Annotated in this window: 15 protein-coding genes; 10 read left to right on the top strand and 5 right to left on the bottom strand. The window is 65.6% G+C overall.

Annotation, left to right across the window (positions count from 1 at the left end):
* The first annotated feature begins 1 nt into the window (after position 1).
* Positions 2–1,210, top strand: a complete 1,209-nt coding sequence (locus tag ACU0B3_RS09470) for a type II secretion system F family protein (RefSeq protein ID WP_446260608.1) — start codon at positions 2–4, stop codon at positions 1,208–1,210.
* A gap of 16 nt (positions 1,211–1,226) precedes the next feature.
* Here ACU0B3_RS09470 and ACU0B3_RS09465 read toward each other — a convergent pair whose 3' ends face one another.
* On the bottom strand, positions 1,227–1,940 hold the full coding sequence (locus ACU0B3_RS09465; protein WP_446260607.1) for a hypothetical protein: 714 nt from the start codon (positions 1,938–1,940) through the stop codon (positions 1,227–1,229).
* Between the two features lie 32 nt (positions 1,941–1,972).
* On the opposite strand from ACU0B3_RS09465, the gene ACU0B3_RS09460 reads away from it, so the two are divergent.
* The 3 genes from ACU0B3_RS09460 to ACU0B3_RS09450 are packed head-to-tail and all read left to right on the top strand — an operon-like array spanning position 1,973 to position 4,379.
* A complete protein-coding gene (locus tag ACU0B3_RS09460; protein ID WP_446260606.1) occupies positions 1,973–2,968 on the top strand; it encodes an ABC transporter substrate-binding protein in 996 nt (331 codons plus the stop codon).
* Positions 2,965–3,513, top strand: a complete 549-nt coding sequence (locus ACU0B3_RS09455) for a prepilin-type N-terminal cleavage/methylation domain-containing protein (protein ID WP_446260605.1) — start codon at positions 2,965–2,967, stop codon at positions 3,511–3,513. The genes ACU0B3_RS09460 and ACU0B3_RS09455 overlap by 4 nt, the downstream gene beginning before the upstream one ends.
* Positions 3,510–4,379, top strand: coding sequence for a hypothetical protein (locus ACU0B3_RS09450; protein WP_446260604.1), 870 nt, complete (start codon positions 3,510–3,512; stop codon positions 4,377–4,379). Before ACU0B3_RS09455 ends, ACU0B3_RS09450 begins: the two co-directional genes overlap by 4 nt.
* A gap of 104 nt (positions 4,380–4,483) precedes the next feature.
* Here ACU0B3_RS09450 and ACU0B3_RS09445 read toward each other — a convergent pair whose 3' ends face one another.
* On the bottom strand, positions 4,484–4,690 hold the full coding sequence (locus ACU0B3_RS09445) for a hypothetical protein (protein WP_446260603.1): 207 nt from the start codon (positions 4,688–4,690) through the stop codon (positions 4,484–4,486).
* 22 nt (positions 4,691–4,712) lie between these two features.
* Positions 4,713–6,272, bottom strand: coding sequence for a DUF4331 domain-containing protein (locus ACU0B3_RS09440; RefSeq protein ID WP_446260602.1), 1,560 nt, complete (start codon positions 6,270–6,272; stop codon positions 4,713–4,715).
* Positions 6,273–6,433: 161 nt separating this feature from the next.
* Here ACU0B3_RS09440 and ACU0B3_RS09435 point away from each other — a divergent pair, with 161 nt between their 5' ends.
* On the top strand, positions 6,434–6,895 hold the full coding sequence (locus ACU0B3_RS09435; RefSeq protein ID WP_446260601.1) for a prepilin peptidase: 462 nt from the start codon (positions 6,434–6,436) through the stop codon (positions 6,893–6,895).
* A gap of 75 nt (positions 6,896–6,970) precedes the next feature.
* On the opposite strand, the gene ACU0B3_RS09430 is transcribed toward ACU0B3_RS09435, so the two are convergent.
* Together ACU0B3_RS09430 and ACU0B3_RS09425 are read right to left on the bottom strand one after the other, a co-directional pair.
* On the bottom strand, positions 6,971–7,993 hold the full coding sequence (locus tag ACU0B3_RS09430; protein WP_446260600.1) for a sodium:calcium antiporter: 1,023 nt from the start codon (positions 7,991–7,993) through the stop codon (positions 6,971–6,973).
* 82 nt (positions 7,994–8,075) lie between these two features.
* A complete protein-coding gene (locus tag ACU0B3_RS09425) occupies positions 8,076–9,656 on the bottom strand; it encodes a sodium:solute symporter (protein ID WP_446260599.1) in 1,581 nt (526 codons plus the stop codon).
* 258 nt (positions 9,657–9,914) lie between these two features.
* Here ACU0B3_RS09425 and ACU0B3_RS09420 point away from each other — a divergent pair, with 258 nt between their 5' ends.
* The 5 genes from ACU0B3_RS09420 (at position 9,915) to ACU0B3_RS09400 (ending at position 15,274) form a co-directional block, all read left to right on the top strand.
* The gene (locus tag ACU0B3_RS09420; protein WP_446260598.1) at positions 9,915–11,279 is read left to right on the top strand and encodes a TrkH family potassium uptake protein; all 1,365 of its coding nucleotides are present in this window, start codon (positions 9,915–9,917) and stop codon (positions 11,277–11,279) included.
* 3 nt (positions 11,280–11,282) lie between these two features.
* Positions 11,283–11,945, top strand: a complete 663-nt coding sequence (locus tag ACU0B3_RS09415) for a potassium channel family protein (protein WP_446260597.1) — start codon at positions 11,283–11,285, stop codon at positions 11,943–11,945.
* A gap of 63 nt (positions 11,946–12,008) precedes the next feature.
* Complete coding sequence (locus ACU0B3_RS09410) at positions 12,009–12,713, top strand: gluconate 2-dehydrogenase subunit 3 family protein (RefSeq protein WP_446260596.1); 705 nt, start codon at positions 12,009–12,011, stop codon at positions 12,711–12,713.
* Positions 12,703–14,487 (top strand): GMC family oxidoreductase, encoded by a 1,785-nt coding sequence (locus tag ACU0B3_RS09405; RefSeq protein WP_446260595.1) that lies wholly within the window; start codon positions 12,703–12,705, stop codon positions 14,485–14,487. Before ACU0B3_RS09410 ends, ACU0B3_RS09405 begins: the two co-directional genes overlap by 11 nt.
* Before the next feature lie 10 nt (positions 14,488–14,497).
* Entirely contained in the window at positions 14,498–15,274 is a 777-nt protein-coding gene (locus tag ACU0B3_RS09400; RefSeq protein WP_446260594.1) for a c-type cytochrome, read from the top strand.
* Positions 15,275–15,294: the final 20 nt, after the last annotated feature.

Raw genomic sequence — 15,294 nt, 5'->3', positions numbered from 1 at the left:
GATGCCGGCCTTCTCCTACCGGGCCGTCGACGCGGCGGGCAAGCAGACCAAGGGCCTGATCGAGGCCGCCAGCAAGGCGGCAGCTCGCGCCGACCTGCGCAAGCGCAAGCTCCTGCCGCTGTCGGTGGACGCCACCTCGCAAAAGGGGACGGCGGCGCGGGGTGCGCGCGAGCACCGCCTCAGTCTCAAGCGGCAGGTGCTGGTGACGCGCCAGCTCTCGACGCTGATCGGCTCGGGCGTGCGGATCGAGGACGCGCTCAAGGTCGTGGCCGACCAGCTGACGTCCGCCCGCGACGCCTCGCTCCTGCTCAACCTGCGGGCTGCGATCACCGAGGGGCGCAGCTTTGCCGAGGCGCTCGAGGATGCGCCGCGCAGCTTTGACGAGAGCTATCGCGCCTCGGTGCGGGCCGGCGAAAGCTCGGACCGGCTGGCCGAGGTCATGGAACACCTCGCCCTCGCGCTCGAGGAGCGCGGCCGCAACCGGCAGAGCCTCGTGCTTGCGCTCATCTATCCCGCGCTCCTGGCGCTGGTGTCGATCGGCGTGATCGTGGCGCTGCTCGTCTTCGTGGTGCCCGACATCGTGCGCGTCTTTACCGCGCGCGGGGCGGATTTGCCGGGGCTGACCAAGGGGCTGATCGCCGTGTCGGGCTGGATGCAGGTCTGGGGCGTGCGCCTCGGCGCGGGTCTGGGTCTCGCGGTGTTGGCCGGCCTGGCGCTGCTGCGCCGTCCGCAGGCGCGGATGGCCTGGGACCGGATGCTGGCGCGCGCGCCGGGGATCAGCCCGATGGTGCTGCGGCTTAACTCGGCGCAATTTTCCGGCACTCTGGCCACGCTGGTGCAATCCGGGGTGCCGCTCGCGGACGCGCTCGGCGCGGCATCGGGGACGGTGCCCAACCGCTTTGTCCGCAGCCGCGTGGCGCAGATCACGCAAGAAGTGAATGACGGCGCGTCCCTGTCCAAGGCGGTCGAGGCGGCGGGCGTCTTTCCCGCGATGCTGGTCGCGATGATCGCCAGCGGCGAGGCGAGCGGCAGGCTTGGCGACAGCCTTGCCCGCGCCGCCGCCGATCAGTCTGCCTCGCTCCGCGCCACGGTCAGCACCATCGTCGCGCTCGTCGAACCCGCCGTCCTGCTGGTGATGGGCGGGATCGTGATGCTCCTCGTCATGGCGATCCTGATGCCGATTGTGGGGCTCAATGCGCTGGCGGGGTGAGCGCAGGCCCGCGCGGTCAGAACGGCAGCTGGAGCGCGATGGGTCCCGACCTTGGCAATACTGGAAAGACGTCCGCGGCGCGCGGCTCGATGGTGATGTCGAGCTCCCGCGCGCGCCGGATCACCACCTGCGCCATGGGCGGATCGCCTGGTTCCGCGAGTGTCATCCGGGCGTCGCGGCCCGCCTCGCCCAGCGTCAGCACAAGCGGCGGGATGGCCTGCGTGCGTCCATCTTTGGTGCATTGCCCGGCGGGCGTGGTGATCTCTCCCCCCGCCGAGGCGCTGCGCCAGCGCCAGGCCAGCCGCACATCCGAAACGCGGGCCGTCATGTCGCACAGCCACGCGCCCTCGACCAGCCCTGCGAGCCCCGGTCCCGCACGCCCCGCCGCCTGTGTCAGGATAGCGCCGCGCGGCCCTGCACGCAGGACGCCCGTGACACGCGTGTCCGAGCCCTCGAGCACGATGTCCGACGCAAGGTGCGGCAGTCCCGCAAAGGACACGGCGCTGTCCCATCGCACCCGGTAGCCCCCTGCGAGTGTGGCGCGTCCCCGCCAAAGCGATCCGTGCAGGGCTTCGACGCTTGGCGGCAGGCGCAGGGAGTGTGTAAGCAGGCTCAAGGGCGCATTAAGCGCAAGCGCCACCAGCATCGCACCGAGGAGGCACAATGTCAGAACAGACAGACCGAGGCCGAATAACACGCCGCCGCGCCGTGTCGTGCTTGTCCCTGGCATCCGTTGGCTCCTTGCTGGCCGGCTGCGGCGACGTGGCGCCCCTCTCGGGCGGGGGCCTGTCCCGGAACCGGAACGCGGGCCCGGGCAAGTCCGCGCTGCTGCTGCCGCTGTCTGGCACGTCGTCCGAGTTAGGTCAGACATTGCGCACCGCCGCAACCCTCGGGGGTGGCCCCGGGATCGGCATCGAGATCCTCGACAGTGGATCGACGCCCGAGACCGCGGTGGCCGCCGCGCGCCGCGCCGTCGAGGCGGGCGCCGAGGTGATCGCGGGACCTGTCTTCAGCGGGCAGGCCGAAGCGGTCGGCAACGCCGTGCGCGTGCCCGTTGTGACCCTTTCGAACAATGCAAGCCTGGCGGGCGGAGGCACCTACGTCTTTGGCGTCACACCCACGCAATCGGCGCGCGCGATCCTGTCGATGGCCGCGCAGCGCAACCTGCGGGACATCGCCGTCGCCGTGCCGCCCGGCACCTTCGGCGCCCAGTCGGCTGCGGCGGCGCGTCAGGTCGGCGCGGCGCTTGGCCTCGGCGTACGCCCCGACGTGGTGCAGGCCGGCAGCGGCGACCTGCTGGCGGCGCTGCAGGCGGGCGGCGGGATGCCGGATGCGGTCTACCTGCCTGTCGTGGACGCCAGCCTCGCCCCCACCGCCGAAGCTCTGCGCGGACAGGGTGTGCAGCTTTTGGGGTCGACGCAATGGTCCGCGCTCGACCTGTCGGGCCGGCCCGCGTTCCGCGATGCCTGGTTTGCGGCGCCCGACCCGCTTCGCTTTGCCGCCTTTGACGATGCGTTTGCGGATGCCAGCGGGCAACAGGCGGGCATCATCGCGGGACTTGCGTTTGACGCGGTGGACCTTTTGCGCGTGCTCGGCCAGCTTGGTCAATTGTCGGCGCGGGGCCTCACGCGGAGCGAGGGCTTCACCGGCGTCGTCGGTCCCTACCGGTTTGCCCGGTCAGGACTTTGCGAGCGGGGGCTTGCCGTGCTCAAGGTCGGCGCCGCCGATTTCAGCCTGATCGGCAGCACCTCCGTATGACCACACGCCGCGGCGAGGCGGGCCTCACCTTGATCGAGGTGGTCGTCTCGCTCGCGATTTTTGCCATTATTGGGCTGGCCGGGCTGGCGCTGCTGAACACCGTGGCGCGCACGGGGGACCGCACCGAAGGCCGGCTGGACCGGCTGTCCGAGATCGACCGCACCTTTCTGGTGATCCGCCGTGATCTTGCGCAGATCGCGCCGCAGCCGGTGACGCTCGAGGGCGGCGCGCTGACCTTTGCCCGCGCGGACGGAGACGGGACTGCCACGCTCACCTACCTGTTGGACGATGGCGCTTTGATCCGGCAGATCGAGGCCGCGCCGGTTTTGTCGCAACAGCTGCTCTCGGACATCACGGACATGCGCTGGCGTTTGATGGATCGGGCACGGACCTGGCACGACAGCTGGCCGCCGCAGGGTATTGGACCGGAGGCACGGCCCGCAGCGGCTGAGCTTTACCTAGAGGCTGTCAGGGTCGACCAGCCGGGCCTGCCGCCCGCGGGCGTGACGCGCCTGATCGCGCTGCCGGCAGGGCAGGGTCTGTGACCGCCGGGGACCCGCGGCGCGCCGAGGAGGGCGTCGTCCTCGTCAATGTGCTCGTGGTGCTGGCGATCGCTGGCGGGCTCGTGTTCCTGCTGATCGGCGCGCAGGAGGCGGCTCTGGACCGCGTGTCGCGCGCCGCCGATGCGGCCATAGCCGAGCAGATTGCGATTGGCGCGGAGGCATCCGTGGTCGACGCGCTGCGCCGCGATCTCGACACCGCGCCGGACACCGACCACCTTGCCGAGCCCTGGGCACGCGCGGTCGTGCAGGAGGAGGTGGCCCTCGCGACGGGCCGGTTTTCGGTCGCGGTGACGGACCTTCAGGCCAAGTTCGACATCAACCGCCTCGCGGCGCCATCGCTTGGCACGCAGGAATTTGCCAAGCGTCTTTTTCGCGCGCTCGACCTGCCGGAGGAGCGTGTGGGCGACGTCATCCGTCTGCTGCGCGCCGTGGGCCGGGTGGACGCGCTCGACGATCTGGCAGCCTTTGGCGTGCCGCAGGAGACGCTGGACACGTTGCGTCCCCATGTGACGGCCCTGCCTGTGGAGGGCACGATCAATCTAAACTCTGTCGACCCTTTCCTGCTGGGCGTCATGCTGCAAAACGACAGCCACGCGCTGCAACTGGTCAGCCGTCGCAGCCGGCAAGGGTTTCTGACGCGGGGCGATCTGGCCGCGATCGGGGCGCTGCGCCCGGAAAACAGCGGCTTTCAGTCGAACGTGTGGCTGGTGGATGTGACGGCCGAGGCCGGCAGCGCCGCCACCCGGCTGCAGACGGTGCTGGTGCGCCGCAACAGGCTGGGAGTGAAGGGGGTGGACATCCTCAGCCGCCGGTTTGTCTATGACGTGCCTGCGCCGGACACAGAGTAGGGCCTGCCGGGGAGGAACGATCAAATGTCGGTGGTGATGACTGGCACACAAAAACGGCCCCACGCGAGTGCGCAGGGCCGATTGTCTTCTTTCAGGTCTCCCGATCAGGGGTTGAACGGGTCCGCGGTAAAGCTGATCGACGCGATGTCGACCTCTTGTGCATCGACGGGTTCAGCCGTCTCTTCGGCACTCAGGACCGCGACGAAGTCGGCTCCGAGGGTCCCGATGCCAGAGGTGCTGCTGGAGCCGCCGGCACAGGCAGCCAGGACAAAGGCGCCAACGGAAAGCAGTGCTTTGGTTCTAAGCGTCATCTGTTGGTCTCCTCTGATGGCTTCAGTTCACGGCGCCGGGCAGGGGCGTGTTCAGGTAGGGGAACACAGCCTGCATGTCGCTTGCCGAGATCGGTGCGCCGTCGATGAACGGCTGATCGCCAACCGGTGCATCTTCGGGTGCGCAGAGACCGAGGTTCACGAGGTCGCTGTCGGTGTCCTCCACCGCGCCTTCGACGCCAAGCTCGGCACCGAGCGGGACGGGGTGGCAGAGGGCGCCCATCACGACGCGCAGCGCGATGTCGACGGTGTCGTCACCCGGGCGGCGTCCGTTCGGGAAACCGGCGAGGTCTTCACCCACGACGCCAAAGTTGCTCTGGCTCGCTTGCGGGGTCGGCGGGATGGCCGTGTTAAGGCGCATCATCTCGGACGCGGTTACCGTTGCCTGCTGGTTGAGGCCCGGAAAGCCCGTCAGGAAGGCTGTGACAAGGTCGTTGCGCGGGAAGTTCGACGGCGCGATGTTGTCGCTCGCACCGAGCGCATCGCGGAAGAGGATGTCGATGAGCGCCGGCAGCGTCGGGTTGGTCACGTAGGTGGCCAGGGCGCTGTCCTGCGTCGGCTGAGCCGCGTTGAACAGATCCTTGTCCGGCAGACCGATCACCACTTCGTTCACCAGAGGCGCAGAGAGGCGCGACTGCTGCACGAAGGCACCGCCGTAGACCGAGGTTGCGGCGTAAGTGGGCGAGGGATCCTCGACCTCACCTTGCGGCAGGCTCGACGTGGTCCAGGCGCCGATCACGCCGTTGCCATCCCCGACGACGCAGGCGATCGGCACTTCGATGGCCAGCGAGGTCACGTTGAACCGCCCGACGAGGTCATCGTTCGAACGGTCGTTCGAGATCGACCCTTCGAGCGGCACGAGGTTCACGAGGTCGAACACCTCGCCGAGGTTGACCGCAAAGGCCTCCTCGCGCTGGCCGACGAACACCTTGCCCGGAATATCGCAGCCCGGAATGTTCATCGTGTGGATGAAGTCGTTCGCGTAGCTCTCGTAGTCCGGCAGCGTCTTTTCACCGATGTAGTCCAGCGGCTTGGCAAAGACTTCGCCGTTCGAGCCTGTCACGTGGTTGCGGTCGCCCGAGCGGCGGTCGCCTGCGATGTGCATCAGCGTGTAGGTCTCGATCTCGTTGAGCGGATCGCCGTCCGCGCCCGTGATCTGGCCCGCGGTGCGCAGCGGGATCGCGACGGTTGCGTCGCCGACTTCAAGCGCGATGCCGGCGCCGTCGTTGGCCAGCTCGTTGTTGAAATCGAATTGGAAGGTGATGTCTTCGACCGCGTCGCCGTCGTTGTCGATGTGGATCTCGTAGATCGCATCGGGATCCATCGTGAAATAGTTGGGGCCACCATACGGCGCCTGCAGAGGCTGGTAGTTGGCGATGAACGTGACATAGCCCGCGCGACCCGGCTCGTAGCTGCGGAACATGTAAAAGTCCGACGCGTCGACCTTGGGTTGCTCGGTGATGCCGGGCGCCTCGCGGTGCGATGAGCCCGAGGCGGACGTCGCGACAAGCGCGGCAACGCCGGCTGTCACGGCAAGCCTCGAAACGGTTCTTTGGAAATTCATGCGTAACTCCCTTCGGACGGCGCCATGCGTTGCCACCGCCAACGTGTGAAAAGGTGCCTACTTTCCAGGCACATACTCGACTCACGTTTGGATGAAGGAATAGTTTCAGTGCCCGGGACTTTTTTTCGTAATTTCGCGCAATTCGTGTCAGCGTGCCGGGCATGTTGCTCGTTGTCACGCTGGGGCTTGCCCTCGTCCTTGTCAGGCTTTCGCTGATCGATCTGCGCGAATTCCGCTTGCCTGACGTCTACACGCTTGGCCTCCTGGCCACCGGGTTCGCCGTCACCGTGCTCTTCCGGCAGGTGTCGCTTGTCGAGGCGCTCATTGGCGCCATCGCGGGGTACGGTCTGTTCTGGGCGCTTGGCGCGTGGCATTTCCGCCGCCACGGGCGAGAGGGCCTGGGTCTTGGCGACGCCAAGCTCTTTGCCGCGTGCGGCAGTTGGCTCGGTTACGCGATGCTGCCGTTTGTCCTGCTCGTCGCAAGCCTCGGCGCCCTGATCTTTGTTCTGCTGATAAGGGGCGATCAGAGGGCGCGCATCGCGTTTGGACCCTGGCTCGCCCTCGGCTTCTGGGTAGGCTGGTGTCTGCTCGTCTGGCGCGGCGGGCTGGCGGGGCTGGTGTAGACGCGCGGATCACAGCAATCCTCGCATCTCGCGTTGGATGCCGAGGGATTTCAGTCTGTCCGCGTCATCGCAACTCTAGGCAAACTGGAGGGCGACAGCCCCGACGTAGAGCAAGAGGATCAGCGCACTCTCGAAGCCGATTCCCGCAGGGCCCTGCCGCTGGCGGATGATGAGCCCGAGGAGGAGGACGCTCGTCATGGCGAGGCCGACGCCGACCCAGAGCAGATCGGCATTCCCGACCGCATGATAAAGCGATCCCTGCCGGTAGGCCATGTCCCCGGCGGAGAGGAAGAGCACATCGAACGCGTTGCCGCCGATGATGCCACCCACGGCCAGCTGCAACGCGCCCCGGCGTACCGCCGCGAGCGTCGTGACAAGTTCGGGCAGGGAGGTCGCGACGGCTGTCATCAATGTTCCGACGAGGGTCTCGCTGAGACCGCTGCGGTCCGCGATGATGCCCGCGGACTTTGCGATGACCCATCCGGCGCCGGCGAGGATCAGGGCGAGGGCTGCGAAACGGGTGAACAGGGTCCGGGCAGGCACATCGTCGGCGGGATCGTCCGAGGGCGCGTCCTCGCGTGTGTCGTCTGTCCTGACCGGGCGCCACATCGGCTCCTTGCGGAGCTGCGCGCCCGCGCGAAGTCCAAGCACATAAAAGACCGGCAGCAGGAACGAGACGGGATGCACGCCGATGATCGTGATGTCAGGTCCCGTCGCGGCCACCACCGTCAGGCTTAACAGCAGCGTCAGCATCGCCGCCTGAAGCACGTTGGAAAGCTCCGCGGAGGCGTGTTCGAGGTTGGCCCGGCGAAACATGATATCCGCAAGCGACAAAAACGCCGTCTGCGCCGCGATGCCGCCCACGCCGTTGGCGAAGGCAAGGGACGCGCGCCCGTCGAGGGCTGCCGTAACGGAGACGACCGAGCCCGACAGCGAGGTTGCCATGCCGAGGAAAATGGCGCCGACCATGGCCTCGCCGAGGCGCGTCTTGTCGGCCAGGCGGTCCGCATCCTTTGTGATGACGATACCCGCGGCTCCGATGACGAGAGCGGCCGCCGCAAAAATCATCAGGATGTAGGGCGTTGCCAGACTGGTCATGCGAAATGCGCTCTCAGTCGCGCGGCCTCTAGCGAGGTGTGCGCTCCGGCGCGCGCCATGTCTTCACCATGCCTCTGTTCCATTACCAGAAGGCGACCGCGATGAGGACGATTGCCGCCAACAGCACCGCCGCATGGAGGCGCACGTCGCTCAACAGGCCGCCCTGGAAGCCGCCTTCGTGATCGAGGGCCTTTTTTGGTGACCAGATGACGTCATCACTGACCTCCTGGCGGTCGTCGAGAAGGCTGAAGACGACGAAGATGACCGCGCTGACCACCGTCATGATGACGACGTTGATCGTGTAATGCAGCGGCCAGACCTCGAGCATGCGCAACACGAACAGCACCGCGCCGAGGCCGTGACCGATAATCAGTGTGTAAAAAGCCGCTGGCCCCGTCCCGCGGCGCCAGAGGGCACCGCCAAGGAACAGCACCACGAGCGGCGGCACGAGGACCGAGAACATCTGCTGCAGGTAATCCCAAAGCCCGCCCGCGTACTGGATGAGCGGAGCCCAGGCGATGGCGATGATCATAAAGGTGATCGTCGCCATCTGTCCGTAGCGCTTGGATTTCTCGGGCGCGAGCTTTTCATCGGGATCGCTGATGAAGTCATGCACAACGAGGGTGGAAGACGAATTGAGGGTCGAATCCACGCTCGACATGATGGCCGCGATCAGCCCGGCCAGCACGAGCCCCGTGAGGCCGGCCGGCAGGATCTCCGTGATCATCATGGGAAAGACCTGATCGTTTTCGGGAATGTCGGGCAGGAGCGACACCGCCATCGCGCCGGGCAGAACCATGATAAAGAGCGGCGTCAGCTTGAGCATACCGCCCAGGATGGCGCCCCATTGCGCGTTCTTGAGGTCCTTCGCACCCAGCACCCGCTGAACGATGTACTGGTTGGTGACCCAGTACCAGAACCCCAGCAGCCAGACCCCGAAGAACAATCCGAACCACGGCAGTTGCGGATCGTCGATGGGTTTGACGACGCTGAGATGACCCTCGGGCAGCTGCGACCGCAAGTCCTCCCACGAAAAGCCCAGGTCGCGGAACATCATGAAGGCGAGGATCGCACAGCCCGCCAGAAGCACGACCGACTGCAGCACATCCGTAAACACAACGGCCTTGAGCCCGCCAAAAGCCGTGTAGATCCCGGCAAAGAGTCCGATGGCGAGACAGGTCATCCAGATGTCGACGTCGGGGAAGAAAACCTGCATCACGACCGCCCCGGCGTAAAGGCCACCCGCCGTGTCGACGATGACGGTAAAGATGATCGTCAGACCCGAGAAATAGAGCCGGACCCGGCGCGAGTACCGCAGGTCGAGATATTCCGGCGTCGTCGTGATCCGCGACTTCAAAAAGAGCGGCGCAAAGACAAACGCCAGTATCAAAAGCGGAATGCCCGACATCCATTCATAGGCGGAGACGGCGATCCCGTCGCCATAGGCAGACCCCGTGAGGCCGATGAGGGTGGAGGTGGAGATGTTCGACGCAAAGAGCGAGAAACCGATGGTTCCCCAGGCCAGCGAACGACCTGCGAGGAAGAGATCCTCGCCGCTTTTCGTGGACCGGCTGACCCAGATGCCGATGCCGATGATCAGGGCGAGATAGGCTCCGATCACGATCAAATCGAGTGTGGCGATTTGATTGGAAACGCTCTCCATCGCGGTCCGTCCTCGCTTGTGTCGATATGACACATCAAGCGACAGCCGCGCCCAAAGTTCCCGGTTATTCGGGCTCCCTTCCTCCGGCCTCTCGCGTGCAGGCCGTTGGAACTTTGCCGTTTCGCGCCCTGTTACTCCAAAGAGGTGAACGCGCAAAAAACTGGAGCTTGCGATTGTCACGCGATGGTTGAGGCAACGGCACATAGCGTCAGACCGCGGGAGTTGGGTCTTGCCGTGGTGCAACAGGCTCCTGTCCTCATGGCGCTTTTCCTGCCCCCCGCGCTTGTGTTCACGGCCTATGGGGAGCTCGCGTTGGCGGCATCGCTCCTCCCGCAAATCGCTCTGCTCGCCGCCCCTATTGTCTGGATGCGCGCGCCGGTCTTTCGCGACGGCCTCCGGCAGATCGAAGCGCTCACGGCATTCGCGCTGCTCTTCGTGATCGCGGGTTTTGGCGTTGTGCCGCCTTTTCTGGTCTTGGGATTTTCGCCGCTGGATGCCGTGTTCGAGGCAGCCTCGGGCATCACATCGACTGGTCTGACCGTGGCGCGTGATGCGGAGAGTTGGTCCCCGTCAGCGCATCTGTTCCGCGGTTGGGTGCAATGGTGCGGCGGGTTCGCCATCGCCTTTGCCGGCATCGCCATCTTCAGCGGGTCGCGCGGCGCATCTCTGGCCATGGCCGGATCGAATTTTACCGAGCGCGACCGGCTGAGCTCCGTTCGGGCGCAGGCGCGGCACATGCTGGTGATCTACGCGCTGTTGTCGCTTCTGGCCGTTGGCCTCTGCCTCGTGCTCATTCCGGGACCGGCAGAAGCCATCAGTGTTGCGCTTGCAGCGGTGTCGACGGGCGGCTTCGCGCCGCGCAGCGAGTCTCTGGCCTCTTACACGCCCCTGGCGCAGGGCGTGGTCATCTCGATCTGCGTCCTCGCGGCCGTGTCGTTCCTGTTCTACGTGCTGGCCTGGCGCGACGGTGTCCGAACGGCGCTGTCACGGTCACATGTCGTGGCGACTTGTGTGCTGATGATAGGAGGCGCCGCCGTCTATACGGCCGTCGCGGCGCTCACGGTGACCAGGGATCCCGCCGAGCTATTCCGCCACGCGCTCAACTTTCTGAGCGGCATCACCACCGCAGGCTTTTCAACCGGCGACCTCGCTGCCGCGCCGCTCCTGTTGTTGATCCTGGTGGCAGGCATGATCGTCGGCGCCGATCAGGGCTCCACGGGCGGCGGGATCAAGATCAGCCGCGTGGTGCTTGCCCTCTCCATGGTGCGCCTGTCGTTCCTGCGGGCGCGCGTGCCTGCCAGCGCGCGCACGCATCTCAAGGATACCGATGGTCTGGTCGTGACGGACAGGGTGATCGCGGTGGCCACGATCTTTGGCCTCTACGTCGTGTCGCTGCTGGCGGGTTGGGCCGTCTTCCTAGCGTCGGGCGCGGATCCGCTCGGCTCCCTCTTCGATGTCGCCTCCGCCCTGTCCACAGTCGGGCTGAGCAGCGGTGTCACATCGCCTGACCTCGCGCCGCATCTCAAGGCGACGCTGATCGCGGCGATGTATCTGGGGCGGCTGGAGTTCATCGCCCTCCTCGTCGTGCTGTTGCCGGGCACATGGAACACTCGGAAAGGATAAGCCATGCGAATTGTCGTCGTGGGTGCATCGCGGCTTGGCCGCGCAACGATCAAGGCGCTGCTCGAGAAAGGGCACGATGCCGTTCTGGTGGACAAGTCCGCCGAGCGTCTCGACGCGATGGCTGACGAGCTCGACTGCGGCATGATCGAAGGGGATGGCACCTTCCCACAAATCCTGACCGATGCCTTCGGCGACGGGGCCGATGGCTTGCTGCTGATGACGAACCACGACGACGTCAACATCCTGGCCGCCGTGGTGGGACGGTCCATCGGGTACGAGCGTGTGACGTTGCAGATCGTCAGGCCGGAACTCCTCAGTATCTGCGAAGAGCTGGGCCTCGAGGATATCGTCACGCCGCATGTGACGGTGTCCCAGTCCATCATCAGATCGCTCGAGGACGATGCCGATGTCTGGACGCAGCTCGATGCGACGGATGACCTTCATTTTGGCCGTTACGACGTGCCCGCCGATCTCGACGGGCAGACGCTGGGCGCGCTGGACCTGCCGGGAAATGCGCGCGCCGTGGCCGTGCTCGAGGATGGCAAGCAGGCATCGACCGACCCCGACACCTCGCTGGCGGAAGGCCAGACCATCGTGATCGCGACGAGCCAGGATCATCGCGGCGCGCTGGACGAGGTGTTCAGCGGCACTCGAAAAAATTCGTGAAAATTTCGGAACGACGCCGTGCGCGCGCCGTTAAAGAATCAGGCAATCAGCGTGGTACACACCATGACGACAGCGCGATTTTCCAGACGACAGGTCCTCAGCGGAGCGCTCGCTTCGTCCGTCGTGGCCTCCATGCCGATCAAGCACGCATTTGCGCAGATCGACGACCAGCCGTTCTTCTTTTTATCCAACAACGAGGCGCGGTATCTGGCCAGCCTGTGCGATACGCTGATCCCGCGCGACGATTATCCGAGCGCCAGCGAGGCCGGCGTGGTCGACTTCATCGACCTGCAGATGAGCAGCGGTTACGGCAAGGGTGAGGGCCTGTTCCTCGAGGGTCCGTTCGACGAGGGCACGCCCGAGCAAGGATACCAGCTGCCGCTGACCCCCGCGGAGTTCCTGCGGCAGGGCCTCGAACAGGCGATGCAGGGCGCCCCTGCAGACGCCGAGGGGTTTGAGGCGCATGCGACCGCATTGTCCAAGGACGAAGTGCCGTTTGGCGATCTGTCCTCCAAGCAGTTCTTCGACGAGGTCTGGAAGCTCACCAATCAAGGGTATTTCGCGGACCCGATCTATGGCGGCAACACCGACTATGCCGGGTGGAAGATGGTCGGGTTCCCCGGCGCGCACGCCTACTACCTGAGCTTCGTGGACAAGCACAACCGGCCCTACCGCCAGCCGCCGATGGGCGTGAACCACCAACCCGGCGGCAATGGCGCCATGCCGCGCCCCCACCCAGCAAACACAGGTGGAACAGATGACCGATAGGACGCTCCCGAAAACCGACGTCGTCATCATCGGCGGCGGTTGGACAGGACTGACGGCCGCCTACGAGCTCGCCAATGCGGGCCAGCGATGCGTGATCATCGAGCGCGGAAAGACCCGCCATGACGCGACCAGCTTTGCCGGACCCGAAGAGCACGATGAGCTGAAGTACGCCCTGCACTACGGGCACATGATGGACGTGAAGCAGAACACGCTCACGTTCCGCAACAACCGAGGTCAGCGCGCTTTGCCGATGCGCCGCCTCGGATCGTTCCTGCCCGGTGAGGGGCTGGGCGGGGCAGGGATCCACTGGAACGGACAGATCTGGCGCCCGCTCCCGTCGGACCTCACCATGCGCTCCCATTATGAAGATCGGTACGGTGCAGGCTTCATTCCCGAGGACCTTACCATTCAGGATTGGGGCGTCACCTACGACGAGCTCGAGCCGCACCTCGATTTCTTTGAAAAGGTCTGCGGCGCTGCGGGTTATGCCGGCAATCTGAACGGGGAGACGCGCAAGGGCGGCAACCCGTTCGAGGGGCCGCGCAGTTCCGAATACCCGACACCCGCCATGAAGCAGCCGATTTCATCGACGCTCTTCAAGGAAGCGGCGGAGCGTGCCGGGCTCAATCCCTTTCCCATGCCCTCCGCCAACGTGACAGAGCAGTACGAGAACCCTTATGGTGCCACGCTCCATGCCTGCCCCTATTGCGGGTTTTGCGAGCGTTTCGGGTGCGGGTACTTCGCCAAGGCCGATCCCATCATCTGCGTCTACGACCGCATCAAGGATCACGAGAATTTCGAGATCCGGTTCGAAAGCACCGTTTTGCGCGTCGAGAAATCGGAGGACGGGAAGACCGCAACCGGCGTGACCTATGTGGATGCCGACGGGCAGGAGGTGTTCCAGCCTGCCGATATCGTCTGCATGGGCGCCTATTCGCTGTGGAACGTGCACCTCATGCTCGTGTCCGGTCTCGGCACGCCCTACGACCCGGAGACCCGGACCGGGACGGTCGGGAGGAACTATTCCTACCAGACCATCGCGGCGGTCGACGCGTTCTTCGACGACAGCGTCACGACAAATCCCTTTATGGGAGCGGGCGCCCTCGGCGTGATCGTGGACGACTACAACGGCGACAACTTCGACCATTCCGGCCTCGATTTCGTGGGCGGCGGTTACATCGCCTGCAAACAATACAATGGCCGCCCCATCAGCTATCAGCCCACGCCGGAAGGCACCCCGGCCTGGGGCGCCGAGTGGAAGCGTGCGGTGCGCGAGAATTACCTGCGCCACGCAGACTTTGTGATCCACGGCTCGTCGATGTCGACGGCGGAAAATTACCTCGATCTGGACCCCACCTGGACCGACAAGTTCGGACGCCCGCTGATGCGGATGACGTTCGATTTCCCGGACAACGACCGCCGCATGATCAAGTACGTCCTGGATAAGACGGTCGAGCTGGCCGAGAGCATGGACCACGTCACGTCGGTGTCGTCCGCCAATCTCGCCGCGGAGGGCAGCAGCTACTCGATCGTGCCCTACCAGACGACGCACAATGTCGGTGGCGCGGTGATGGGCACCGACCCGACGACCAGCGTGGTCAACCGCTTCGGGCAGATGTGGGACCACCACAACGTCTTCGTGTTCGGCGCGTGCCTCTTTCCGCAAAACCTGGGCTACAACCCCACGGGGCCGCTCATGGGGCTGGCCTACTGGACGCTCGATCACATGAAAAACGACTACCTTGGCAATCCGCGTCCGCTCATGGACGCGTGAAGGAGGCTGCATGTCCCTGTCCAAAAAACTCTCTCTCGTACTGGCGGGGCTGTCGATCGTCCCGTTCATTGCCGTGGCCCAGATGAGTTCGGGTATTGAGGACAACAGCCTCGCGGACCTCGAGGCGCGGCTCTCGGACGAACGGACGCTCTTCAACGTTACAGTGGACGAGGCCCCGGACGATGACCTCCTCGAGCTTGGTCGCCTCGTGGCGATGGGTGGCGCAGAGAACGGCGGCTCGGGCATGGCCTGCATCACGTGTCACGGCGCGGCAGGCGCAGGGGAGGGGTCCGGCGCGTTTCCGCGGCTGACGGGGCTTCCCGGGTGGTACAGCTACAAGCAGCTCAACGACTACGCCTCCGGCGCGCGCCCCAATGAGATCATGAGCGGCGTGGCCCAGCGGTTGACCGATCGCGAGCGGGAGGCCGTCTCTGCCTACTACGCGGCCATGCGTGCGCCCCACATCCCGTCCATCGGAGAAGTGGATCAGGCGCTGCTCCAGTGGGGCGGACAGCTCGCGGCCGTTGGGTCGGCAGAGAGGGGCATCCCGGCCTGCGTGAATTGCCATGGCGCGCAAGGCACCGGCAATCCGCCCTCTGTCCCCTATCTGGCGGGTCAATACGCCGACTACATGGTCTACCAGCTTGAGCTTTGGAAGGATGGCGTGCGCGACAACGACGCGATGAATGTCATGTCCGCCATCGCCGAGAAGATGTCGAGCGAGGACATGCGCGCGGTCAGCGAATACTACGCGCGCGTCGCCAATCCCCTAACCGAGCCGGAGTAACGCGCGTGGGCGGAGCGTCG

It is taken from the genome of Pseudaestuariivita sp. (assembly GCF_052825805.1).
This window is presented reverse-complemented; position numbering and strand designations above follow the sequence as displayed.